The sequence below is a fragment of the Variovorax sp. 54 genome, assembly GCF_002754375.1.
Taxonomy (GTDB): Bacteria; Pseudomonadota; Gammaproteobacteria; order Burkholderiales; family Burkholderiaceae_C; genus Variovorax.
Window position 1 is genome coordinate 4,229,714 of record NZ_PEFF01000001.1, and the last position, 22,534, is coordinate 4,252,247.

Sequence of the window (22,534 nt, forward strand, 5' to 3'; positions counted from 1 at the left end):
AATCCCCCGATGCAGTTCCCAAGCATTTTGGCATCCGCGCGCGCTCATCCGCGTCGCGGCGCGCCCGCCCTGGTTTTTTCCGCCGTTCTCGCACTCGCCGCGCTGCTGTCGCAACAGCCCGCCGCCGCGCAGAACAACACCAACGACGACGTGCTGGTCCAGATGAAGCAGGCCTTCCAGCGCGGCGACAAGGCCCGTCTCACGGCCTTGCTGCCCCAAGCGCGTGGCCACGCTCTCGAACCTTGGGCCGCCTACTGGGAGCTCAAGGCCCGCCTGCAGGAAGCCGCGCCCAACGAGGTGCAGGACTTCTACGCCCGCTACCCCAACACCTACCAGGAAGACCGCCTGCGCAACGACTGGCTGCTGCTGCTCGGCCAGCGCCGCGACTGGGACGGCTTTGCCGCCAACATCGCCGGCTTCCGCATGGGCGACGACGCCCAGGTGCGCTGCTACGCGGTGCTGGTCGACACGCTGCGCACCGGCACGGCCACGCAGGCGCAGGCCGACGAAGTGCGCCGCAACTGGTTTGCGCAAAAAGACAGCGACGACGGTTGCCTCACCGCGGCCGACCGCATGGTCGCGGCCCGTCTGATGAGCACCAACGACGCCTGGAAGAAGGCGCGCCTGGCCATCGAGGCCAACCGGCCCGCCGCCGCACGCGGTGCCGTCACCATCGCCGCACCCGATGCGCTGCCGCTGTTCGAAGAGGTCAACGCCAGCGCCGCCAAGTTCCTCACGGGCCGCGCCTTCGTGGCCGCCAAGTCGCGCAAGGAACTGGTGGTGCTCGCGCTCATCAAGATCGCGGTGGCCGACCCCGACCAGGGCGCCGCGCAGCTCGACAGCAAGTGGAGCCCGATGCTCTCCGCCGAAGAGCGCAACTGGGTCTGGGGCACCATCGGCCGCGCGGCCGCGAACAAGCTCTCGCCGATGGCCGTGAGCTACTTCGGCAACGTCACGAAGAACAGCGACCTGTCCGACGACATGCTCGGCTGGCGCGTGCGCGCCGCACTGCGCGCCAGCCAGTGGAAGGACGTCGCACTCGCCATCAACGCCATGAGCGACGCCGCCCAGCAAGACCCCACCTGGGTCTACTGGAAGGCCCGCGCGCTCAGCAGCGCCGGCGGCGACGAGCGCCGCGCGCAGGCCCGCGAGCTGTACACCAGCATCGCCGGCACGCGCGGCTTCTACGAAATGCTGGCGCTCGAAGAGCTGGGCCAGCGCGTCGTGGCGGCCACGCGGCCCGCGCCGCTCACGCCCGAAGAAAAGAACGCCGCGCGCACCAACCCCGGCTTGCAACGCGGCCTGCAGGCCATCGGCATGGGCCTGCGCTCCGAAGGCACGCGCGAGTGGAACTACGCCACCAACCTGCACGACAAGGGCGGCATGGACGACCGCGCCCTGCTGGCCGCCGCCGACCTGGCCTGCCAGCGCGAGGTGTGGGACCGCTGCATCAACACCAGCGAGCGCACCAAGGGCGTGATCGACGTCGAGCAGCGCTTTCCCATGCCCTTCCATGACACGGTGCTGCGCAAGAGCCAGGACATCGGCCTCGACCCGGCCTACGTGTACGGTCTGATCCGCCAGGAAAGCCGCTTCATCATGGATGCGCGCTCGGGCGTCGGCGCCTCGGGCCTGATGCAGGTCATGCCCGCCACGGCACGCTGGACCGCCCGCAAGATCGGCCTGACCGACTTCACGCCGGGCCAGATCAACGACCGCGAGACCAACATCACCATCGGCACCAACTACCTGAAGCTCGCGCTCGACGACTTCGACGGTTCGATGGCACTGGCCGCTGCGGCCTACAACGCCGGCCCGGGCCGGCCGCGCAACTGGCGCAACGGTCCGGTCATCGACGCCGCCATCTGGGCCGAGAACGTGCCCTTCAGCGAGACGCGCGACTACGTGAAGAAGGTGCTGGCCAACACCACCAACTACGCCGCGATCATCAGTGGCAAGCCGCAGTCGCTGAAGGAGCGCCTGGGCCGCGTGGGCCCGCGTAACGCCGCCGAGCCGGAACCCAACAAGGACCTGCCCTGAAAAATGAGCCCCCACGCTCATCACTGCGTGTATTCGCTGCCCCCCGAGGGGGCGCAGGCCTCCCTTGGGGCGGCCCGGCGGGAGGCCTGAATGAGCTGGCGCGACGAGGTGCTCGACACCGTCGCGTCCGAATTTTCGGACGTGGGCGACGTCGCGCAACTCACGCGCATCTCGGTGCGGCTGCTGCTGGCGGCCGTGCTGGGCTTTTTTCTGGGCTTCGAGCGCGAGCAGCAGGGCAAGGCGGCCGGCGTGCGCACCCACATGCTGGTGGCCATCGGCTCGGCGTTGTTCGTGCTGATCCCGCAGCAGACCGGCATCGTGCCGGCCGACATGAGCCGCGTGATCCAGGGGCTGGTGGCCGGCGTCGGCTTCCTGTGCGCCGGCACCATCCTCAAGCAGGGCAAGGACGAATCCCACGTGCAGGGCCTCACCACCGCCGCCGGGCTCTGGATGACGGCCGCCATCGGCATGGCCTGCGGGCTCGGCCGCGAAGTCACGGCCGTGTTCAGCGCGCTGCTGGCGCTCGCGGTGCTGTCGCTGGTGCCGCGCCTCGTGGGCTTGATCGAGCGCGTCGTGAAACCATCCACGGACGCCTCCGGCCCGCGCGTGATCGTCCCGCCCGAATCCCGCCAGGGCGACGAACGCTGAAGCGGCCCGCATCAATTCGCGCCGCCTTCGTCATCAATCGCAGCGCGCCGCCCGGCTAGCATCGACGGCTTTGCCCCGCATTCCCGCACTGACCCGGAGACCCTGACAGATGTCCAAGCTCTACATCGGCAACAAGAATTACTCGTCGTGGTCCATGCGCCCCTGGGTGCTCATGACCCAGGCCGGCATTCCCTTCGAAGAGGTGATGGTGCGCTTCGACTCGTTCGACGCCACCTCGCAGTTCAAGCACGTGGTCGGCGCCATCAACCCGGTGGCCAAGGTGCCGGTGCTGGTCGACGACGACCTCGCCGTGTGGGACACCCTCGCCATCGCCGAGTACCTGGCCGAGCGCTTCCCCGAGAAGCAGCTGTGGCCCCAGGGCGTGGCCGAGCGGGCCCGCGCGCGCAGCGTCTGCGCCGAAATGCATTCGGGTTTCACCAACCTGCGCGGCAACTGCCCGATGAACATCGAGGCTTCGCTGCCCGAGGTGGGCGCGCGGCTCCTGGCCGAGCAGCCCGGCGTGCAGGAAGACCTCGACCGCATCGTGCAGATGTGGACCGAGCTGCTCGAGACGCACGGCGGCCCGATGCTGTTCGGCGCCTTCACCATCGCCGACGCCTTCTTCGCGCCGGTGGGCATGCGCATCCGCGGCTACGGCCTGCCGGTGCCGCCGGCCATCGACGCGTACATCGCGCGCGTGGCCGCCTTGCCGGGCGTCGCCGCGTGGATCGCGGGCGCCCTGGCCGAGAAGACCTTCGTGGCCTTCGACGAGCCTTACCGCACCTCGCGCGATTGAGCGCGCGATTGGGGCTCGCCGGACTTCATCAGAACCGGTACGTCGCCGCCAGGTAGGTGACGATCGGGTTCAGCTTCAGGCTCGATTCGCTGCGCGCCACCGGCAGGCCGGTGATGCTGGTCGTCGTGAGCTTGGCCTTGGTCTTCAGCGGGATGTACGACACCGAGAACGACACGCCCCAGTGCTTGTCGAACTGGTAGGCCACGCCGGCGTTGAGCACGGGCGCGAACGCGCTGTCGAGCTTGGCGGTGGTGTTCACCGAGTACGGCGACACGTGGAACTGGCTGGCCAGCGCGCCCTGCAGGTTCGACGTGAGCTTCACGTCGCTGTACCAGACATAGGTGGCGCCCAGGCCCACGAACGGACGGAAGGCGTCGTTGCCTTCGTTGAAGTAGTACTTGGCCAGCACGGTGGGGCTCCACTGGCGGGCCTGGCCGAGTTCGCCCACGCGGGCCAGCGTGCCGCTGCCGTTGAGCTTGAACTTGGGCGGCACGCCGAGCACGCCCTCGACGGCCCAGTGGCTGTCGATGAAGTAGGCGATGTTCATGCCCAGCGTGTCCGAGTCGGTGACGCTCGCGCCCGAACCGGCCAGCACGCTGTGCACGGGCGAGGTCACGGTCAGCGGCTTGCTCGAATCCTGCGGCGACAGATGGAACCAGCCGGTGCCGACGACCCAGTCGCCCGCGTTCTGCGCCAGGGCGCTGCCCGATGCCAGGACCCCGAGTGCCGCCAATGCCAACGATGCTGTTGTTGTGAGTTTCTTCATAGCTGTGAATGCTCCTTGGGTATTGAAAACAGCCCCGCGCACGGGGGCGCCGGCCAGCGACCGGTGCTTCGCGCGATGCAAATTTGCGAACGGTCGTTCGCATCGCTCGTCGATTATCGAACGACCGTTCTTTTTGTGTCTAACGAGTATCCCTACACTGCACTCATGAACATTTTTCTCGTCGGCGGTGCACTTCGCGACCGGCTGCTGGGCCGCCCCGTGTCCGACCATGACTGGCTGGTGGTGGGCGCCACGCCCGAGGCCATGGTGGCGCGCGGCTACCTGCCCGTGGGGCGCGATTTCCCCGTGTTCCTGCACCCGCAGACGCGCGAGGAGTACGCGCTGGCCCGCACCGAACGCAAGAGCGCCCCCGGCTACCGCGGCTTCGTCGTGCATGCGGCGCCCGACGTCACGCTGGAGCAAGACCTCGCGCGGCGCGACCTGACCGTCAACGCCATCGCGCTGCCCGCCGAGCACGTGGGCGCCGACGGCAGTTTCGATCCGCGCCCCGAGACGCTGGCCGACCCCTTCCACGGCCAGCGCGACCTGCGCGACAAGGTGCTGCGCCACGTGACCGACGCCTTCCGCGAAGACCCGGTGCGCATCCTGCGCGTGGCGCGCTTTGCCGCGCGCTTCGACGACTTCACCGTCGCGCCCGAAACCATGGCGCTCATGCGCGAGATGGTCGCGGCCGGCGAGGTCGATGCGCTGGTGCCCGAGCGCGTGTGGCAGGAGCTCGCGCGCGGCCTGATGGAAACGCGCCCCTCGCGCATGTTCGAGGTGCTGCGCGCGTGCGGCGCGCTCGCCGTGCTGCTGCCCGAGGTCGACCGGCTCTGGGGCGTGCCGCAACCCGCGCAGCACCACCCCGAAATCGACACCGGCGTGCACCTGATGATGGTGCTCGACACCAGCGCGCGGCTGGGTGCCCCACTGCCCGTGCGCTTCGCCTGCCTGATGCACGACCTCGGCAAGGGCACCACGCCCGCCGACATGCTGCCGCGCCACATCAACCACGAGCTGCGCAGCGTCGATCTGCTGCAGGCCGTGTGCGAACGCTGGCGCGTGCCGGTGGAGCTGCGCGAACTGGCCGAGGTGGTCGCGCGCGAGCACGGCAACATCCACCGCAGCGCCGCGCTCGGCGCCACGCCGCTGGTGCGGCTGCTGGAGCGCTGCGACGCCTTCCGCAAGCCCGCGCGCTTCGCCGAGGCGCTGCTGGCCTGCGAATGCGACGCGCGCGGCCGGCTCGGCTTCGAAGACAACGCCTACCCGCAGCGCCCGCGCCTGCTCGCGGTGCTCGCGGCGGCCCAGAGCGTGGCCACCGACGTGGTGGCGCGCGAGGCCCAACAGGCCGGCGCCACGGGGCCGCGCATCGGCGAGGCGATCCACCGGGCGCGCATCGCGGCGGTGGCGGCGTCGTTACCCGCGACCGCCGACTGATCACCGCCCTCGGCGCACGCCGGGACTTTGGCCGACACGCGCCGCGTGCGAGCCGTGCTATGGTTTTTCCCAATGCCAAAGTCCTCCAGCAGCAACGCCCAGTTGCCTCCTCCGCCGGGCCGGGACGCCGCCCTTTTTCTCGACTTCGACGGCACGCTGGTCGGCCTCGCCGCCACGCCTGAAGCCATCGAGGTGCCGCCCGCCCTCGTGCCTTTGTTGAGCGACCTGCGCGACCTGCTCGGTGGCGCGCTCGCCGTGGTGTCGGGCCGCCAGATCGATGCCATCGACCGCTTTCTGGCGCCGCTGCGCCTGCCCGCGGCGGGCGAGCACGGCGTGCAGCGCCGCGATGCCGAAGGCGGCATGCAGGAGCAGCGACCGCCCGATCTCGTGCCCATCCTCGACGTGGCCAACGAACTCGCGCGCATCCACGAAGGCCTGCTGGTGGAGCGCAAGCACGCCGCCATCGCGCTGCACTACCGGCTCGCACCGCAGCTCGAGGCCGTGTGCCGCGACGCGATGACGCGCGCCATCGAAGGCCATCCGCAGCTCGAGCTGCTGCACGGAAAGTTCGTGTTCGAGGTGAAGCCCGCGGGCGTGAACAAGGGCCTCGCAATCGAAGCCTTCATGAACGAAGCACCGTTCGCGGGCCGCACGCCGATCTTTGCGGGCGACGACACCACCGACGAGAGCGGCTTCGCCGTCGTGCAGCCGCGCGGCGGCGTTGCGATCAAGGTCGGGACCGGGCCCAGCCTGGCGCTGCACCGGCTCGAATCGCCGCGCGCGGTCTACGAATGGCTGGTGCAGGCACGCGACCTGCTGGCCGCACCCGATCACCACAAGACATCACCGAGGAGCCCCGCATGAGCGAACACCAACTGCCGGAGGCCCCACAGGACCGCGCGGGCAACGCCCTGGCCGGCGCGGCGGGCCCTGACGACCAGGCACCCGTCGACGCCGCGAAAGTGGCGGCAGCCCTGCCGCGCGGCTTTGCGCCGCCGGCCGAGCCTTCGCTCAATGTCGGCGTGATCGGCAACTGCGCCTACAGCGCGCTCATCGATGCGCGCGCGCGTGCCGTCTGGTGCTGCCTGCCGCGCTTCGACGGCGACCCGGTCTTCAACGCGCTGCTGCACCCCGGCGAGGAAGCCGGCGCCTGGGCCATCGAGATCGAGAACTTCGCTTCCAGCAAGCAGTGGTACGAGCCCAATACCGCCGTGCTGCGCACGCAGCTGTTCGACAGCGCAGGGCAGGGCATCGAGATCACCGACTTCGCGCCGCGCTTTCACAGCCGCTCGCGCTACTTTCGTCCGCTCATGATGGTGCGCCGTGTACGCCCCATTGCCGGCACGCCGCGCATCCGCGTGGCGCTCGACCCGCGCTTCCAGTGGGGCGCGTCGGAACCCATCGAGGTCACGCGCGGCAGCAACCACATTCGCTATGTCGGTCCTGACGTCACGCTGCGGCTGAACACCGACGCGTCGATCTCGCACATCCTCGCGCGCCAGCCCTTCGTGATCTCGCGCGAGTACAACTTCATGTTCGGCGTGGACGAGACGCTGCTCGAAGGCATCGCCGACACGGCGCGCAAGTTCGAGCAGGAAACCATTTCGTACTGGCGCACCTGGAGCAAGCGCCTGGCCATTCCCTTCGAGTACCAGGACGCGGTGATCCGCGCGGCCATCACGCTCAAGCTCTCGCTGTACGAAGACACCGGCGCCATCGTCGCCGCCATGACCACCAGCATCCCCGAGGCGCCGGGCAGCCAGCGCAACTGGGACTACCGCTACTGCTGGCTGCGCGACGCCTTCTTCGTGGTGCGCGCGCTCAACTCGCTGAGCGAGGTGGGCACGATGGAAGACTATCTGCGCTGGCTCGGCAACGTGGTGATCGGCTCGCACGGCGAGCACATCCAGCCGCTGTACGGCATCGGGCTGGAGCGCGAGCTGCCCGAGTCTTTTGTCGACGGCCTGCCCGGTTACCGCGGCATGGGCCCGGTGCGCGTGGGCAACCAGGCGCAGGAGCACTTCCAGCACGACGTGTACGGCAACATCGTGCTCGGCGCGGCGCAGGCTTTCCATGACCACCGGCTGTTGAGCCGCGCGGGCGTGGCGGAGTTTCCGCACCTCGAGGCGGTCGGCGAAAAGGCGGTGCGCGTGTACGGCACGCCCGACGCCGGCATGTGGGAGCTGCGCACGCGCGCCCGCGTGCACACCAGCTCGGCGCTCATGAGCTGGGCCGCCTGCGACCGGCTGGCCAAGATCGCGCGCACGCTGGAGCTGCCCGAACGCGCCGCCTACTGGCACGGCCATGCCGCGCGCATGAAGGAAGAAATTCTGGCCAAGTCGTGGAGCGAGGAGCGCCAGGCCTTTGCCGAGAGTTTCGGCGGCAACGAGCTCGACGCCAGCATCCTGCTGATGGTCGAGGTCGGCCTGATCGATGCGCGCGACCCGCGCTTCATCTCGACCGTCGACGCGATGGAAAAGTCGCTGTGCGACGGCCCTTACATGCGCCGCTACGAAGCGGCCGACGATTTCGGCAAGCCCGAGACCGCCTTCAACATCTGTACCTTCTGGCGCATCGACGCACTGGCCAAGATCGGCCGCAAGGCCGAGGCGCGGCAAATCTTCGAGACCATGCTCGCCGCGCGCAACCCGCTGGGCCTGCTGTCGGAAGACACGCACCCGGTCACGGGCGAGATGTGGGGCAACTTTCCGCAGACCTATTCGATGGTCGGCATCATCAATGCGGCCGTGCGCCTGTCCGCTCCCTGGGATTCGTGCATATGAGTCGTCTCGTTGTTGTTTCCAACCGCGTGGCCGATCCACGCAAGCCCGCCGCCGGCGGCCTGGCCGTGGCCCTGGGCGAGAGCCTGCAGCAAAGCGGCGGCCTGTGGTTCGGCTGGAGCGGGCAGATCGTCGAAGGCGGGCCCACGGGCGAAGGCGAACTGCGCACGCAGCAGGCCGGCAAGGTGACGCTGGCCACGCTCGACCTGAGCCGCGAAGACCACGACAGCTACTACCTGGGCTACAGCAACGACGTGCTGTGGCCGGTGTTTCACAACCGGCTGGACCTGGCGCATTTCGATGCAGGCTTCATCGGCGGCTACCGGCGCGTGAACCAGCTGTTCGCGCGCAAGCTGATGCCGCTGCTGAAAGATGACGACATCATCTGGATCCACGACTACCACCTGATGCCGCTGGCCGCCGAGCTGCGCGCCATGGGCTGCAGGCAGCGCATCGGTTTCTTCCTGCACATTCCGTTGCCGCCGCAGATCATCATCGCGGCCATTCCGCAGCACGAATGGCTGATGCGCTCGCTGTTCTCGTACGACCTGATCGGCTTCCAGGCGCAGCAGGACGTGCAGCACTTCGAGCACTACGTGCGCAACGAAGCCCACGGCGAGTACCTGGGCAACGACATGTACCGCGCCTACGGGCAGACGGTGCGCTGCAACGCCTTCCCCATCGGCATCGACGTGGACGAGTTCGCGGCGCTCACGCACGCCAAGGAATCGCGCGACATGTACGAGACCATGAAGCGCGAGTACTCGAGCCGCCGGCTGCTCTTGGGCATCGATCGGCTCGACTATTCGAAGGGCATCCCGCAGCGTGTGCGCTCGTTCCGCGAGCTGCTGGCCAACTACCCCGAGAACCGCCGCAGCGCCACGCTGATCCAGATCGCCTCGCCCACGCGCGAGACGGTCGATGCCTACGCCGACATCCGCAAGGAACTCGAATCGCTGTGCGGCGCCATCAACGGCGACTACGGCGAACTCGACTGGATGCCGGTGCGCTACATCCACCGCATGGTCGCGCGGCGCCGCGTGCCGGGGCTGTGCCGCGCGGCGGCCGTGGGCTTGGTGACGCCGCTGCGCGACGGCATGAACCTTGTGGCCAAGGAATACATCGCGGCGCAGGACCCGGCCGACCCCGGCGTGCTGGTGCTGTCGCGCTTTGCGGGCGCGGCCGAGCAGCTGAAGGAAGCGCTGCTGGTGAACCCGTACGACACGCACGGCACGGCCGAGACGGTGCAGCAGGCGCTGCAGATGCCGCTGGAAGAGCGGCGCGAGCGGCACCAGAAGCTGCTGGCGCGCATCCGGGCGCAGGACATCCACTGGTGGCGGCGCACGTTTCTCGAAGCGCTGCGCGAGGCGGCGAGCGAGCGCTGATCGTTTCAGGAGCCCGCGTCAGCCCAGCGGAATGCGGGCCCCGAACTTCGCGCGCTTGAGGCTGAAGAACGCCTTCACGTTGCGCACGTTGGCGTCGGCCGTGAACAGCCGCTGCGTCAGCGCGCCGTAGCCGGGCATGTCGCGCGCCACCACGACCAGCACGAAATCAGGCCCCGGCGACACGCGCCAGCACTGCTGCACCGCGTCGTCCGCGATCACGCGGGCCTCGAAGGCGTCGAGCGCGGCGGCATCCTGCCGGTCGAGCGAAATCTCCACCACCGCCTGCAGGCCGTGGCCCAGCACCGTGGCGAGGCGGTCAGGGGAGAGCAGGGCGACCTGGCGCTCGATGAGCCCTTCCTGCCGCAGCCGCTGCACGCGGCGCAGGCAGGTCGGCGGCGAGATGCCTACCTCGGCGGCCAGGCGCTGGTTGGTCTGCGAGGCGTCGTGCTGGAGCGCGTCGAGCAGCTTGAGATCGATCGCGTCGAGGGAGATTGATTCCATATTGGTTGAAATTATGGAATAAAACTCCACTTGAAGGTTTGGGTGAAATAAAAGTCCAAAACCGTGGAAATTTAGACGCCTTATTTCCCGGTGGCCTCCCTACCATCGAGCCCTTCTGTTCTTCAAGACAAGGTACACCCCATGTGCGGCATCGTCGGCGCAGCCTCCCATCGCGACATCGTTCCGGTCCTGGTCCAGGGCCTTCAGCGGCTCGAATACCGCGGCTATGACTCCTGCGGCGTCGCGGTGCATGCGGGCGGCCTGAGCCGTGCGCGCACCACCTCGCGCGTGGCCGAACTGCTGACGCAGGTGCGCGACGACAAGATCGAAGGCCTCACCGGCATTGCCCACACCCGCTGGGCCACCCACGGCGCACCGGCCGTGCACAACGCCCACCCCCACTTCAGCCACGGCCCCGGCGCCGATGCACCGGCCGCGCGCCCGGGCCGCATCGCGCTCGTGCACAACGGCATCATCGAGAACCACGAGCCGCTGCGCGCCGCGCTCGAAGCCAAGGGCTACGTGTTCGAGAGCCAGACCGACACCGAGGTCATCGCCCACCTCGTCGACAGCCTTTACAACGGCGACCTGTTCGAAGCCGTCAAGGCCGCCGTGCTGCAACTGCATGGCGCCTACGCCATCGCCGTCATCTGCCGCGACGAACCGCAGCGCGTCATCGGCGCGCGCGCCGGCTCGCCGCTGATCCTCGGCGCGGGCAAGGACGGCACCGAGAACTTCCTGGCCAGCGACGCGATGGCGCTGGCCGGCGTGACCGACCAGATCGTCTACCTCGAAGAAGGCGACGTGGTCGACCTGCAGCCCGGCAAGTACTGGATCGTCGACAAGAACCACAAGCCCGTCACGCGCACCGTGCGCACCGTGCACGCCCACAGCGGCGCGGCCGAGCTGGGCCCGTACCGCCACTACATGCAGAAGGAAATCTTCGAGCAGCCGCGCGCCATCGGCGACACGCTCGAAGGCGTCGAGGGCATCGTCCCCGAGCTGTTCGACGGCATCGGGCAGGACGGCGCCACCGGCGCCAGCGCGCACCGCGTGTTCCAGGACATCGACAAGATTCTCATCCTGGCCTGCGGCACCAGCTACTACAGCGGCTGCACCGCCAAGTACTGGCTCGAGAGCATCGCGAAGATCTCCACGCAGGTCGAGATCGCCAGCGAGTACCGCTACCGCGACTCCGTGCCCGACCCCAAGACGCTGGTCGTCACCATCAGCCAGTCCGGCGAAACCGCCGACACGCTGGCCGCGCTCAAGCACGCGCGCTCGCTGGGCATGGAGCAGACGCTGACCATCTGCAACGTCGCCACCAGCGCCATGGTGCGCGAATGCAAGCTGGCCTACATCACGCGCGCCGGTGTCGAAATCGGCGTCGCTTCGACCAAGGCCTTCACCACCCAGCTCGCGGGCCTGTTCCTGCTGACGCTCGCCATCGCACAGGCCAAGGACCGCCTGAGCGCCGTCGACGAAGCGCGCTACCTGAAGGAAATGCGCCACCTGCCCGTCGCGCTGCAGTCGGTGCTCGCGCTCGAGCCGCAGCTCATCGGCTGGGCCGAGGACTTCGCGCGCAAGGACAACGCCCTGTTCCTCGGCCGCGGCCTGCACTACCCGATCGCACTCGAAGGCGCGCTCAAGCTCAAGGAAGTGACCTACATCCACGCCGAGGCCTATGCCGCCGGCGAACTCAAGCACGGCCCGCTCGCCCTCGTCACGAGCGAGATGCCCGTGGTGGCCGTGGCGCCCAACGACGCGCTGCTCGAAAAGCTCAAGAGCAATCTGCAGGAAGTGCGCGCCCGCGGCGGCGTGCTCTACGTGCTGGCCGACGGCGACACGCAGATCGCGAGCGGCGAAGGCCTGCACGTGATCCGCATGCCCGAGCACTACGGCGCGCTGTCGCCGCTGTTGCATGTGGTGCCGCTGCAGCTGCTGGCGTATCACACGGCGTGTGCGCGTGGGACGGACGTGGACAAGCCGCGGAACCTTGCCAAAAGCGTGACGGTGGAGTGAGGGGGCGAGGGCGGCGCCAATTCCGCCCCATCAGGTCGTGCACGTGCAAATAGAGCCGGAATGCACCCTGATGTGTTGATTTCCGTTTGCGAGTGATCCGGTTTTCCATGCGAGCACCGGCCGCAAGACATTGCGGCCGGTCAGTTCGCGGCGGACAAGTGGATCAAACGTGCACGGAAATCAACAGGGAGTGATCCGCCGAGCGGGATATTTTCCGGCGCTGACGTCGAGTGCAACTCACAGAGGCGACAGCACCCAAGGGCTTTTTTCATCGGTCATGAGATCTTCGGCAATACCGATGATCCCGCCCAGCGTCATGTTCTGACCCCCCCAGCTGGCCCGGCCAATGATGTAGCTCTTTGCAAACTGTGGCCAGGAAGAAAAATTCGAACGCAATTCTTGCTCTACATTCGCAAGAATGCGGTTGAATTCGTCCGGCTCAATGTATTTGCAGTCCAATGACATTCTTGCCACCGTGACGCGACGGCCAAGGTCCCAGGCCAGTATGCCGGCGCTGTAATCCTTGGGGAGATACGAGCCATTGACCTTGTCTTCGAGAAGTCGAAAAACGGATCGCAGATTCTCCAGCATCTCCATGGCTTGCTCCAAAGCCGAGAAAACGCGATCTTTTTCCTCGGACGGCCCCTGCGCGGCCATCCGCATTCGCACCGTGTCGGGGGCGCCGTATCGACCGCTGGCTGCCAATGCCTCCAGAACCTTCGGGCGCTCGTCGCCTGAAGCCCCCTCGCCGTCAATCCGAAAAACAATGTCGTAGAAAAAGCGATGGCCATAGCGGCCGAGGGACTCCAGGGTTTCAGCGGCTTCCTGAGGCGAACTGATGCCCCAGGACGAGCCAAGCCCCTCGGTGAGCGCATCGGCAGACAGCCCGGTCGTGTAGCTGTCGCAATACGCCGTGACCTGTTCGGAGTTGATGAGCCCCGCTTGAAGTGCTCGCTGCGCCACCGGGTCCGTCGCGGCCCCATCAGGGCAATTTCTGTATTTTTTTCCAGAAATTATCTGGAGCAATTTATTCAGAAAACCCATGGATTAGATTTGCTTGAATGCGGCATTGACGGCGCGATGCTTGAGTGCATTCACGAACACGTCAAAGTCTGAATCCTTTGCCATGTGAATGGCATCGAATTCATGCTTTTTAGGCGCCATGGACGGGGTGCTGATTTCCACCGTCTTTTCTGCAGTCGATGTCGAGGTTTCCGGGGTGTCCGTGATGGTGACCTTGTCGATGGCGTCGTAGCTCACCGTGGTCAGTACGCCTGCAAATTTCTTGACGGTCGTGAAAGACATGCTCTTCTCGTCAAGAACAATGCGGGCGCCTTGGCTGTTGGCCGCGCGCTTCTTGAACAGGGTTCCAACCGTCAGATACGTGACGTAAGCCCCGATCAACATGAGAATGCCATTGGCCACGCCAGCCGGAAGATTGAGCCGAAGGGTTCCTATTTTCAGATCGGCAATCGGATAAAAAATGGCGGCAATGATGATTGCCGGGCCAATCAGGCCGAAAACGTACTCGAGAATCGAGTACTCCATTTTGTAATTAATGGTCTGCATGTAGCATATTTCCTTATAGTTGATTTGGCCGGGCGATCGCCCGGCAGGTAGTCGGTCCTGAAAAATTCCTCCAACCCCCGGACTAATGTAACAAGTCGCATCACGATGCCGCCGGCCTGCTGTACCTCCAATGCGCCTGCAAAGGCTTCGCCTGCCTTCGTGCGCAACAGGTGCATCGCGATGGCGGTGAGCGCACTTCTGGCGGCTTGCGGGTCACACGATCCCCAGCCGCCTGAGCGAATGTCGCCCGCACCTGCTGCCCGCACCACGGTGGTGCTGCCGCCCGTTGCGTACGGGCATGACCAGGGCCGCCAGATGTCTGAAGCCGATGACGCGTGTGGCGTGCCGGACCCGCTGCGTCAGGCTGTGCAAGATCAGTTGAAGGCGCGGTATGACGTGGTGCGCCCTGTGCCGGGTACCACCGGCACGGACGCCGCACTTTTGCTGAAGATCGACATCACGGACATCGTGACCGTCAGCGCCGGCGGCCCCACGATCGTGGTCGTCCGTGCGGTGCTTGAACAACCGGGATTGCCCTCTGCGCAATTCCAAGGCCTGCGCCAGGCGCACACCCCCTCCGCCGATGTCACGGCGCAGACGACCGAATGCAGCGCAATGGACGCAGTGATTCAGGGATTGGGCGTGGACGTTGCGAAATGGATGCGCAAGCCGGTGGACGGGGTGTCTCTGGTGAACGGAGAGTGAACTCAGCCCCGCCGCCTTCATGGACAAATGGTAATGAAGCGCGGGCCGTTCCCGCTTCCAGCTGGGCTAGGATTTGTGTTGCAGCCCTTGCGTCCCAGGGGCACCACATGAGTCCAACGGCGCCGTCATCCATGGGTATTTCTTGTCGTGGCCGCACCGACTGACGTGCTCGGCCCCACCGTCATCTGGCACTGCCTCATCGTCGAGGACGATGCCGACAACGCGCGCTACATCGCCGAAGGCTTCCGCTCGCTCGGCCATGTGGCGGTGATCAGCCGCGACGGCGCGGATGCGTTCGCGCGTGCCACGGGCGAGACGTGGGACCTTGTCATCCTCGACCGCATGCTGCCCAACGACGTGGACGGCCTGTCGATCCTCACCACGATGCGCGCCCTCGGCAAGAAGACGCCGGTGCTGGTGCTCAGTGCATTGAGCGCGCTCGATGAGCGCGTGCGTGGGCTCAAGGCCGGCGGCGACGACTACCTGGCCAAGCCCTTTGCCTTTTCCGAACTCGCGGCGCGCGCCGAGGCGCTGGTGCGGCGCTCGCGCAGCGGGCCCGAGATCCGCACGCTGCAGCTGGCCGACCTCACGCTCGACCTGGCGCGCCGCCACGTGGAGCGCGGCGGCCGGCCCATCGCGCTGCAGCCGCGCGAGTTCAGGCTGCTGGCCTATCTCATGATGCATCCGGGGCAGGTGGTCACGCGCACCATGCTGCTCGAGGCCGTGTGGGACTACCAGTTCGACCCGCAGACCAACGTGATCGACGTGCAGGTGAGCCGCCTGCGCGGCAAGCTCGATGCGGGCGGCGCGCCGACGCTGATCCACACCGTGCGCGGCGTGGGCTACACGCTGGCCGCGCCGCAATGACGCGGGCCCTGCGCCAGCTGTGGCGCTCGGTCGGCTTCCGGCTCGCCTTCTATTACGGCCTGCTCGTCGCCATCACCATGCTGGCCGCACTGGCCATCGTCTACATGCAGACCGTCGGCGTGCTGCAGCAGCGCATGGTGCGGCAGGTGGGCGCCAGCCTGCAGCAGCTGATGGTGCGCTACGAAGCGCGTGGCGCCGACGGTGTGGCGGGCGAGATCGCCCACGCGCTCTCCGACGGCCGCAACTCCGACAACGAGATCTACCTGCTCACCGACCGCGAGGGACACAAGCGCGCAGGCAACCTCGACCAGATGCCTTCGCTGGCGCCCGACGCGGGCGACGGCGTGCACCGCCGCGTGGTGCGTGCGGGCCAGACCGTCATCGCCTACCTCGTGATGCGCCCGCTGCCCGACGGCGGCATCCTCGTGGTGGGGCACGACCTGCGCGACCAGGAATCGATCGAATCGCTGGTGGCCAGCGCCAGCGCGGCGGCGGGCATCGTGGCGGTGCTGCTGCTCATCGGCGGCACCTTCGTCTTTCGCCAGGAACTGGAGCGCAGCGTGGGTGCGGTGCGGCGCACGGCCGCGCGCATCGCGGCGGGCGAGCTGCAGGAGCGCGTGGCACCTTCGGGCCAGGAAGACGAGTTCGCGCTGCTGGAGGGCGACATCAACGCGATGCTCGACCGCATCCAGTCGCTGATGGACGGCGTGCGCCATGTGTCGAACACCATCGCGCACGACCTGCGCACGCCGCTCACGCGCGTGCTGGTGCGCCTGCGTGCGGTCGAGGCGGGGCTCGGGCTCGGCGATGCGAACCACCCGCAGCGCGAGCCCGTGGCCACTGCCATCCGCGAGCTCGAGGAGCTGGCCGTGATGTTCGAGAAGCTGCTGCAGATCGCCGAGGTCGAAGCCGGCGCGCGGCGCCAGCAGTTCGCGCCGGTGGCGCTGCACGTCATCGCCGACGACGTGGCGGAGCTGTACGAGGCGGTGGCCGAGATGCGGGGCATCACGCTGCTGCGCGAGCCCGCCGACCGCGCCGTGGCGATGGGCGATCGCGACCTGCTCGCGGGGGCGGCGGCCAACCTGCTCGACAACGCGCTGAAGTACGCAGGGGAAGGCGCCACGGTGCGCATCGGCACGCACACGGTCGACGGGCGTGCGCAGCTCGTCGTGCAGGACAACGGCCCCGGCATTCCGAGCACCGAGTACGCGCATATCGGCGTGCGCTTCCATCGGCTGGACCACAGCACGCCGGGCCACGGCCTGGGGCTCGCGAGCGTGCAGGCGGTGGTGGCGCTGCATGGCGGGCGCCTGCAGTTCGGCGATGCCCGTCCGGGCCTGCGCGCCTGCATCGACCTGCCGACGGCGGACGCCTGAGCGGCGCCTTCTTCGCCTCGTCGCGCCTCGAACATTGCCGAATGGCAATGCTTTGTTCATACACACCGCCGCGCTGAATTCCTAGGATCGCTGACGCACATCGTGTGCCGATCAACGCAGTTCCAGGAGACATCAACGGTGAGAATCAAGAGTCAGAGAGACTTCTGCTCGGGCGTGCTTTTCAGCGCCTTCGGCGTGGCCTTCGCATGGGGCGCCACGACCTACAACGTGGGCACCGGCGCCCGCATGGGCCCCGGCTACTTTCCGCTCATCGTGGGCATCCTCATCGCCTTCATGGGCGTGCTGATCACGTTCAAGGCCCTCACGGTCGAGACCGACGACGGCGAGCCCGTGGGCCGCATCGCATGGAAACCGCTGCTGTTCATCATCGGCGCCAACCTGGTCTTCGGCGTGCTGCTCGGCGGCCTGCCGAGCATCGGCCTGCCGTCGATGGGGCTCATCGTCGCGATCTATGCGCTGACCTTCATCGCGAGCCTGGCGGGCGACAGCTTCGGCTGGAAGGGCGTGACCCTGCTGGCGACCGTGCTCGCGCTCGGCAGCTACCTGGCCTTCGTGGTGGCACTGAAGCTGCAGTTCCAGGTGTGGCCCACCTTCATCGCCGGTTGACCCGCGCAGAACAACAAGAAATCCAAGAGAACAATGGACCTGATTACCAATCTTTCGATCGGCTTCGGCGTGGCCTTCACCGCGCAGAACCTTGTCTATGCCTTCGTCGGCTGCCTGCTGGGCACGCTGATCGGTGTGCTCCCGGGCATCGGTCCCGTGGCCACCATCGCGATGCTGCTGCCCGCCACCTACGCACTGCCGCCCGTGTCGGCGCTGATCATGCTGGCCGGCATCTACTACGGCGCGCAGTACGGTGGCTCGACCACCGCGATCCTGGTGAACCTGCCAGGTGAGTCATCGTCGGTGGTGACCGTGATCGACGGCTACCAGATGGCGCGCAAGGGGAGGGCCGGGCCGGCGCTCGCTGCGGCGGGTTTAGGCTCGTTCTTCGCCGGCTGCGTCGGCACGCTCATTCTTGCGGCCTTCGCACCGCCGCTGACCGAGCTGGCCTTCAAGTTCGGCCCGGCCGAATACTTCTCGCTGATGATCCTGGGCCTGATCGGCGCCGTGGTGCTGGCCTCGGGCTCGCTGCTCAAGGCCATCACGATGATCCTGCTCGGGCTGGCACTGGGCCTCGTGGGCACCGACGTCAACTCGGGCGTGGCGCGCTACAGCTTCGACATTCCTGAACTGACCGACGGCATCGGCTTCATCGCGATCGCGATGGGTGTGTTCGGCTACGGCGAGATCATCGCCAACCTGGCCGTGCCCGAGCACGAGCGCGAGGTGTTCACCGCCAAGGTCAAGGGCTTGTGGCCTACCAAGGAAGACTTCAGGCGCATGACGCCCGCGGTGCTGCGCGGCACCGCGCTGGGTTCCGCGCTGGGCATCCTGCCGGGCGGCGGCGCGCTGCTGTCGGCCTTCGCGGCCTACACCATCGAGAAGCGCATCAAGCTCAAGCAGGGCGAGGTGCCCTTCGGCAAGGGCAACATCCGCGGCGTGGCGGGGCCGGAGTCGGCCAACAATGCCGGCGCGCAGACGTCGTTCATTCCGCTGCTGACGTTGGGCATTCCACCCAACGCCGTGATGGCGCTGATGGTGGGTGCGATGACCATCCACAACATCCAGCCGGGCCCGCAGGTGATGACCAGCAACCCAGAACTCTTCTGGGGCCTCATCGCCTCGATGTGGATCGGCAACCTGATGCTCATCGTGCTGAACCTGCCGCTGATCGGCATCTGGATCAAGCTGCTGACCATTCCCTACAAGTGGCTCTTTCCGTCGATCGTGCTGTTCTGCGCGGTGGGCGTGTACTCCGAGAACAACAACACCTTCGACGTGTGGATGGTCGCGATCTTCGGCATCGTGGGCTACCTGTTCCTGAAGCTCAAGTGCGAGCCCGCGCCGCTGCTGCTGGGCTTCATCCTCGGGCCGATGATGGAAGAGAACCTGCGCCGCGCGCTGCTGCTGTCGCGCGGCGACTGGAGCGTGTTCGTCATGCGCCCGCTGTCGGCGGGGCTGCTGGCCGCCGCCGCGCTGCTGCTCATCGTGGTGCTGCTGCCTTCGGTGAAGGCCAAGCGCGAAGAAGCGTTCGTGGAGGAGTGACGCGGCCGCGCTGTCTTACCCGCCGAACAGTCGCCGCATCCAGCCCAGCTTGACCTGCCCCGCGGCGCCGCCTTGCTGCACCGCATGGCGGACCTGCGCGTGCACGAGGACTTCGGCCGATGAATCGGTCGTCCGTAGGTGCGCTTTCACGGTGGCCACATACGCGCCGTCTTCATGGCGGATGTGATTGAACAGCCACCGCGAGAGCATGTCGTGCAGCTCGGCCAGCACCTCTTCGCCGCATTCGAAGCGTGCGCGGAATTCGGTGACGCGGCGCACGAAGATCTCGTGCACCTTCTTGTGCGGGCCCGAGAAGGGGTAGCCCGCGTCCTCGATCATGGCTTCTTCGAGCGCGAAGTGCGAGGCGGTGTAGTCGATGGTCTCTTCGATGATCCGGCCCACGACCTTGCGGTCGTTCGTGCGCCGGGCGTCGTCCAGCGCATTGATGTATTGCACGATGCGCTGGTGCTGCGTGTCGATCTCATGGATCCCCGTATTGAGCTCGGTCTTCCATACAAGGTGGGCCATGGTCTTCAGAACTTTGCAGGTGGATGTAAAAGTCCAGTATCGGCAGCCGAAAGCGGCGCGCGGTTGATCTGAATCAAGCGCGTCCGCAGGGCGAAAGAGAAAGAAAGACAATCGTCCCGTGACCCCCGCCGAAGACCACCAGACCCCGCCCGCCGTTGTCGAGCCCCGGCCGTTGCCGCTCGTCGTGCGCTGGCTGCTGATGGTCTTTGCCGTGCTGTGCCTCGTGCTGGCCGCCATCGGCGTGGTCGCGCCGGGCATGCCGACCACGGTCTTCGTGCTGATGGCCGCCTGGGCCGCCGCGCGCAGCTCGCCGCGGCTGCACCGCTGGCTGCTGAACCACCGGCTCTTCGGCCCGCTGCTGCGCAACTGGGAAAACGGCCGCACCGTGAGCCGCCGCGCCAAGTGGAGCGCCACCGCGGCGATGGCGTTCTGCGCGGTCGTCATCGTGTTCACTGCGCACAAGCCGTGGCTCGCGGGCGTCGCCATCGGGTCGATGGCGGTCGTGCTGGCGTGGCTGTGGCGGCGGCCGGAGCCGCAGGGCTGATCCGGCGCGCCGCTATCGGCTATCGGCTGACGGGTGCGCTGCGCGCCAGCGGCAACGTCAGCAGCGCGCTCACCAGTTCGGCCTGCCGCGTGGTGCCGGTTTTCTCCATCGCCCGTTGCAGGTGCGAGCGCACCGTCGGCAGGGCGATCTTGCTGCGCTGGGCGATTTCCTTGAGGGCGAACCCCGAGGCGATCTGCACCGCGACCTTGGCCTCGGCCGGCGTCAGGCCGAAACACTCGGCCACGATGAAGGCGTCCAGCGGCGCCTTCGAAGCCTGCGGGGCGTGCAGCAGGATCAGCGCGCACGACTGCTGGCCGAACATGCCCATCGTCTGCGTGGCGTCCATGCGCGTGATGAAGGCCAGGACGCGGGCGCCGTCCTTGCGGCGCAGGACCACCGCCTCCCGCTTGGCTTCACCGTCGTTGCCATTGCCGCCGAGCTGCATCGCATCGATGCCGCGCGTGAGCCGTTCTTGGTTCTCCGGGTGATGGCAATGCAGGAAGCCATGGCGCTCGCTCACCACGTCCTGGTGGTTCAACCAGTCGGCTGCCACCGGGTTGACGTGCCGGATGCGCCGGGCCTCGTCCACGAGGAGCATCGGATGCGGGAACTGGTCGAGCAGGTGCCGCGCCACACCCAGCTCGACGAAGGCCGCGCGGATGTGCTGCACGTTCCGAAGCGCCTCGCCCAGGTGATGCCGGACCTGGTCGATCAAGGGGAGGTCGGCGGGGCCGATGGGCGCGCTGCCGTGGCCGCGCATGATGCCCAGCAGGTAGAGCGCGTCGTCGCTGTCGAGGATCTTCGTGGCCGACAGGTAGCGGCCGCCGTGCGGGATCAGGAAGTCTTGATAGAAAGGGCTCGCGGCCACGTAGCGTGCATCGAAGTGCTCGTGGCAGTGCATCCATCGGCCGACCGGCGTGGCCAGCGTGGCCAGCGTGGGCGCCATGCGCGGGTTGATCGAATGAAAGAAGCGGATGTAGTCGAGCGCCGCCTGCGGTGTCACGGGGCCGCCTTCGCCGCTGAAGATCAGCGCGCCGCTGCGCTTGTCCACGCCGATGACCTGGACCGCCCACAGGTCCAGCTGCGTGGCGAGGCTGGAGAGCGGCTGTTGCCAGTCCAGCCGGCCGGCCGCCGCGGCATACAGGTCGGAGATGAGGGCGTCGGAGAGCATGGAATCGTGCGGGATGTGTCAGGGCTGCTCGGCCGCAAAGGTCCGCGCCGGCAGCGACAGCAGCACACGCACCAGGTCCGACTGGCGGTTCACGTCGGCCTTGAGCATCACCTGCGCGACCTGGGTGCGCACCGTGGCCAGCGCCTTGCCGCTGCGCTGGGCGATTTCCTTGATGTTGCTTCCGCCCGCGAGCTGCGCCGCCACGCGTGATTCGGCAGGCGTGAGCTTGAAGCACTCCGCAAGGATGAACGGGTCGAGCCCCTGCGCGCGTTGCGCGGGACCGTGCAGGATGACCAGCGCGCGGGCGCCGAGGCCGAAGGCGCCCATGGCCTTGTCGGGCCGCACGGCGCTCACGAACGCCAGCCACGGTTCGCCCGAGACGCCTTTCAGTGCCACCACGCCGCGCCGCAGCGACGGCGGTGCTTCGGTGTCGGACAGTTGCAGCGCGTAGATCGCTTCGGTCAGCGCCTCGTTCTCCCCCTTGCCCAGGCCCGCCAGGAAGCCGCCGCGCTCCGCGACCACCTGGCCTTCGCGCAGCAGCTTGGCCGCCGCAGCGTTGCGATGGCGGATGCCACGCGTTTCGTCGACCAGCAGCATGGGGTAGCCGAACTGGTTGAGCAGTTCGCGCGCCATGCCGAGTTCGGCGTAGGCCTCGCGCACATGCACGAGGTTGTGCATGGCCTCGGCGAAATGGAAGCGGAACTGCTCGAAGACCTTCATCTCGCCGCTGTGCAGCGGGTGGCTGCCATGGCCGCGCATCATGGCCAGCAGGAACACGACCTCGTCGTTGTCGATGAGCACGGTGCCCGAGGCGTACCGGCCGCCGTGGGGAATGAGAAAGTCTTGATAGAACGGGTCGTGCGCCACGTAGCGGTCGTCGAAGTGCTCGTGGCAGTGCAGCCATTGGCCTTGCGGTGTGGCCAGCGCCATGCCGACGCGCGGATCGAGGGCGTTGTACTGCCGGAAGTAGTCCAGCGCGGTCTGCGGCGTGGAGCGGCCCCCGTGCACGCTGAACATCAGGTGGCCGCGCCGCTTGTCGACGCCCATGATCTGGATGGTCCACAGGTCGAGGTAGCGCGCCACGTGGGCCAGGGTGGTCGACCAGTGGGCCCGTCCGCTCGCGGCGGCATAGATCTCGGAAACCAGCGAATCGATCACGTCATCCTCCCTGTGCAAGCCTGCAAGGGATGGAATCCGAAAGGCGCGGGTCCGTCATCCCATGAACCC

21 protein-coding genes are annotated in these 22,534 nt (G+C 67.4%); 14 read left to right on the forward strand and 7 right to left on the reverse strand.

The annotated features are described in order from the left end of the window. Positions 1-9: 9 nt before the first annotated feature. The 3 genes from CLU95_RS19565 (at position 10) to CLU95_RS19580 (ending at position 3,484) form a co-directional block, all read left to right on the forward strand. Positions 10-2,040: a lytic transglycosylase domain-containing protein gene (locus tag CLU95_RS19565; RefSeq protein ID WP_099795137.1), complete on the forward strand. Its 2,031-nt coding sequence runs from the start codon at positions 10-12 to the stop codon at positions 2,038-2,040. Positions 2,041-2,130: 90 nt separating this feature from the next. After that, complete coding sequence (locus CLU95_RS19575) at positions 2,131-2,688, forward strand: MgtC/SapB family protein (protein WP_099795138.1); 558 nt, start codon at positions 2,131-2,133, stop codon at positions 2,686-2,688. Positions 2,689-2,797: 109 nt separating this feature from the next. Next, entirely contained in the window at positions 2,798-3,484 is a 687-nt protein-coding gene (locus CLU95_RS19580; RefSeq protein ID WP_099795139.1) for a glutathione S-transferase family protein, read from the forward strand. A gap of 28 nt (positions 3,485-3,512) precedes the next feature. On the opposite strand, the gene CLU95_RS19585 is transcribed toward CLU95_RS19580, so the two are convergent. Next, positions 3,513-4,250, reverse strand: coding sequence for an OmpW/AlkL family protein (locus CLU95_RS19585; protein ID WP_099795140.1), 738 nt, complete (start codon positions 4,248-4,250; stop codon positions 3,513-3,515). Between the two features lie 165 nt (positions 4,251-4,415). Here CLU95_RS19585 and CLU95_RS19590 point away from each other — a divergent pair, with 165 nt between their 5' ends. From CLU95_RS19590 to otsA, 4 genes are all read left to right on the forward strand, one after another. After that, on the forward strand, positions 4,416-5,687 hold the full coding sequence (locus CLU95_RS19590; RefSeq protein ID WP_099795141.1) for a multifunctional CCA addition/repair protein: 1,272 nt from the start codon (positions 4,416-4,418) through the stop codon (positions 5,685-5,687). 72 nt (positions 5,688-5,759) lie between these two features. Further along, entirely contained in the window at positions 5,760-6,551 is a 792-nt protein-coding gene (otsB, locus tag CLU95_RS19595) for a trehalose-phosphatase (protein WP_099795142.1), read from the forward strand. Beyond that, positions 6,548-8,470, forward strand: a complete 1,923-nt coding sequence (locus CLU95_RS19600; protein ID WP_099795143.1) for a glycoside hydrolase family 15 protein — start codon at positions 6,548-6,550, stop codon at positions 8,468-8,470. The genes otsB and CLU95_RS19600 overlap by 4 nt, the downstream gene beginning before the upstream one ends. After that, positions 8,467-9,852, forward strand: coding sequence for an alpha,alpha-trehalose-phosphate synthase (UDP-forming) (gene otsA, locus CLU95_RS19605; protein WP_099795144.1), 1,386 nt, complete (start codon positions 8,467-8,469; stop codon positions 9,850-9,852). The genes CLU95_RS19600 and otsA overlap by 4 nt, the downstream gene beginning before the upstream one ends. Before the next feature lie 18 nt (positions 9,853-9,870). Here otsA and CLU95_RS19610 read toward each other — a convergent pair whose 3' ends face one another. After that, on the reverse strand, positions 9,871-10,353 hold the full coding sequence (locus CLU95_RS19610; protein ID WP_099795145.1) for an Lrp/AsnC family transcriptional regulator: 483 nt from the start codon (positions 10,351-10,353) through the stop codon (positions 9,871-9,873). A 141-nt stretch (positions 10,354-10,494) separates the two neighbouring features. Between CLU95_RS19610 and glmS the strand changes: the two genes are divergently transcribed. Continuing rightward, complete coding sequence (gene glmS, locus CLU95_RS19615; RefSeq protein WP_099795146.1) at positions 10,495-12,375, forward strand: glutamine--fructose-6-phosphate transaminase (isomerizing); 1,881 nt, start codon at positions 10,495-10,497, stop codon at positions 12,373-12,375. A gap of 237 nt (positions 12,376-12,612) precedes the next feature. Here glmS and CLU95_RS19620 read toward each other — a convergent pair whose 3' ends face one another. Further along, positions 12,613-13,419, reverse strand: a complete 807-nt coding sequence (locus tag CLU95_RS19620; RefSeq protein WP_099795147.1) for a DUF1266 domain-containing protein — start codon at positions 13,417-13,419, stop codon at positions 12,613-12,615. Positions 13,420-13,422: 3 nt separating this feature from the next. Next, positions 13,423-13,944 carry a hypothetical protein gene (locus CLU95_RS19625; protein ID WP_099795148.1) on the reverse strand — a complete coding sequence of 174 codons (522 nt, stop codon included), beginning with the start codon at positions 13,942-13,944 and terminating at the stop codon, positions 13,423-13,425. A 240-nt stretch (positions 13,945-14,184) separates the two neighbouring features. On the opposite strand from CLU95_RS19625, the gene CLU95_RS19630 reads away from it, so the two are divergent. The 5 genes from CLU95_RS19630 (at position 14,185) to CLU95_RS19650 (ending at position 19,064) form a co-directional block, all read left to right on the forward strand. Beyond that, positions 14,185-14,649 (forward strand): hypothetical protein, encoded by a 465-nt coding sequence (locus CLU95_RS19630; RefSeq protein WP_099795149.1) that lies wholly within the window; start codon positions 14,185-14,187, stop codon positions 14,647-14,649. 183 nt (positions 14,650-14,832) lie between these two features. Next, a complete protein-coding gene (locus tag CLU95_RS19635) occupies positions 14,833-15,516 on the forward strand; it encodes a response regulator transcription factor (RefSeq protein WP_099797390.1) in 684 nt (227 codons plus the stop codon). After that, entirely contained in the window at positions 15,513-16,892 is a 1,380-nt protein-coding gene (locus CLU95_RS19640) for a sensor histidine kinase (RefSeq protein WP_099795150.1), read from the forward strand. Before CLU95_RS19635 ends, CLU95_RS19640 begins: the two co-directional genes overlap by 4 nt. Positions 16,893-17,030: 138 nt before the next feature. After that, on the forward strand, positions 17,031-17,519 hold the full coding sequence (locus CLU95_RS19645) for a tripartite tricarboxylate transporter TctB family protein (RefSeq protein WP_099795151.1): 489 nt from the start codon (positions 17,031-17,033) through the stop codon (positions 17,517-17,519). A gap of 33 nt (positions 17,520-17,552) precedes the next feature. After that, the gene (locus CLU95_RS19650) at positions 17,553-19,064 is read left to right on the forward strand and encodes a tripartite tricarboxylate transporter permease (protein WP_099795152.1); all 1,512 of its coding nucleotides are present in this window, start codon (positions 17,553-17,555) and stop codon (positions 19,062-19,064) included. Positions 19,065-19,079: 15 nt separating this feature from the next. Here CLU95_RS19650 and CLU95_RS19655 read toward each other — a convergent pair whose 3' ends face one another. Next, complete coding sequence (locus tag CLU95_RS19655; RefSeq protein WP_099795153.1) at positions 19,080-19,592, reverse strand: bacteriohemerythrin; 513 nt, start codon at positions 19,590-19,592, stop codon at positions 19,080-19,082. 199 nt (positions 19,593-19,791) lie between these two features. On the opposite strand from CLU95_RS19655, the gene CLU95_RS19660 reads away from it, so the two are divergent. Then, a complete protein-coding gene (locus CLU95_RS19660; protein WP_099797391.1) occupies positions 19,792-20,136 on the forward strand; it encodes a YbaN family protein in 345 nt (114 codons plus the stop codon). Positions 20,137-20,155: 19 nt separating this feature from the next. Here CLU95_RS19660 and CLU95_RS19665 read toward each other — a convergent pair whose 3' ends face one another. Together CLU95_RS19665 and CLU95_RS19670 are read right to left on the reverse strand one after the other, a co-directional pair. Next, positions 20,156-21,307 carry a helix-turn-helix transcriptional regulator gene (locus tag CLU95_RS19665; RefSeq protein ID WP_099795154.1) on the reverse strand — a complete coding sequence of 384 codons (1,152 nt, stop codon included), beginning with the start codon at positions 21,305-21,307 and terminating at the stop codon, positions 20,156-20,158. An 18-nt stretch (positions 21,308-21,325) separates the two neighbouring features. Beyond that, on the reverse strand, positions 21,326-22,465 hold the full coding sequence (locus tag CLU95_RS19670) for a helix-turn-helix transcriptional regulator (RefSeq protein WP_099795155.1): 1,140 nt from the start codon (positions 22,463-22,465) through the stop codon (positions 21,326-21,328). Positions 22,466-22,534: the final 69 nt, after the last annotated feature.

Coding starts and splice junctions, on each gene's coding strand:
- CLU95_RS19660 (WP_099797391.1), top strand. CDS start 19,792: ATGGTCTTTGCCGTGCTGTGCCTCGTGCTGGCCGCCATCGGCGTGGTC.
- CLU95_RS19565 (WP_099795137.1), top strand. CDS start 10: ATGCAGTTCCCAAGCATTTTGGCATCCGCGCGCGCTCATCCGCGTCGC.
- CLU95_RS19620 (WP_099795147.1), bottom strand. CDS start 13,419: ATGGGTTTTCTGAATAAATTGCTCCAGATAATTTCTGGAAAAAAATAC.
- otsB (WP_099795142.1), top strand. CDS start 5,760: ATGCCAAAGTCCTCCAGCAGCAACGCCCAGTTGCCTCCTCCGCCGGGC.
- CLU95_RS19610 (WP_099795145.1), bottom strand. CDS start 10,353: ATGGAATCAATCTCCCTCGACGCGATCGATCTCAAGCTGCTCGACGCG.
- CLU95_RS19625 (WP_099795148.1), bottom strand. CDS start 13,944: ATGCAGACCATTAATTACAAAATGGAGTACTCGATTCTCGAGTACGTT.
- CLU95_RS19575 (WP_099795138.1), top strand. CDS start 2,131: ATGAGCTGGCGCGACGAGGTGCTCGACACCGTCGCGTCCGAATTTTCG.
- CLU95_RS19655 (WP_099795153.1), bottom strand. CDS start 19,592: ATGGCCCACCTTGTATGGAAGACCGAGCTCAATACGGGGATCCATGAG.
- glmS (WP_099795146.1), top strand. CDS start 10,495: ATGTGCGGCATCGTCGGCGCAGCCTCCCATCGCGACATCGTTCCGGTC.
- otsA (WP_099795144.1), top strand. CDS start 8,467: ATGAGTCGTCTCGTTGTTGTTTCCAACCGCGTGGCCGATCCACGCAAG.
- CLU95_RS19665 (WP_099795154.1), bottom strand. CDS start 21,307: ATGCTCTCCGACGCCCTCATCTCCGACCTGTATGCCGCGGCGGCCGGC.
- CLU95_RS19650 (WP_099795152.1), top strand. CDS start 17,553: ATGGACCTGATTACCAATCTTTCGATCGGCTTCGGCGTGGCCTTCACC.
- CLU95_RS19600 (WP_099795143.1), top strand. CDS start 6,548: ATGAGCGAACACCAACTGCCGGAGGCCCCACAGGACCGCGCGGGCAAC.
- CLU95_RS19585 (WP_099795140.1), bottom strand. CDS start 4,250: ATGAAGAAACTCACAACAACAGCATCGTTGGCATTGGCGGCACTCGGG.
- CLU95_RS19590 (WP_099795141.1), top strand. CDS start 4,416: ATGAACATTTTTCTCGTCGGCGGTGCACTTCGCGACCGGCTGCTGGGC.
- CLU95_RS19630 (WP_099795149.1), top strand. CDS start 14,185: ATGTCGCCCGCACCTGCTGCCCGCACCACGGTGGTGCTGCCGCCCGTT.
- CLU95_RS19580 (WP_099795139.1), top strand. CDS start 2,798: ATGTCCAAGCTCTACATCGGCAACAAGAATTACTCGTCGTGGTCCATG.
- CLU95_RS19640 (WP_099795150.1), top strand. CDS start 15,513: ATGACGCGGGCCCTGCGCCAGCTGTGGCGCTCGGTCGGCTTCCGGCTC.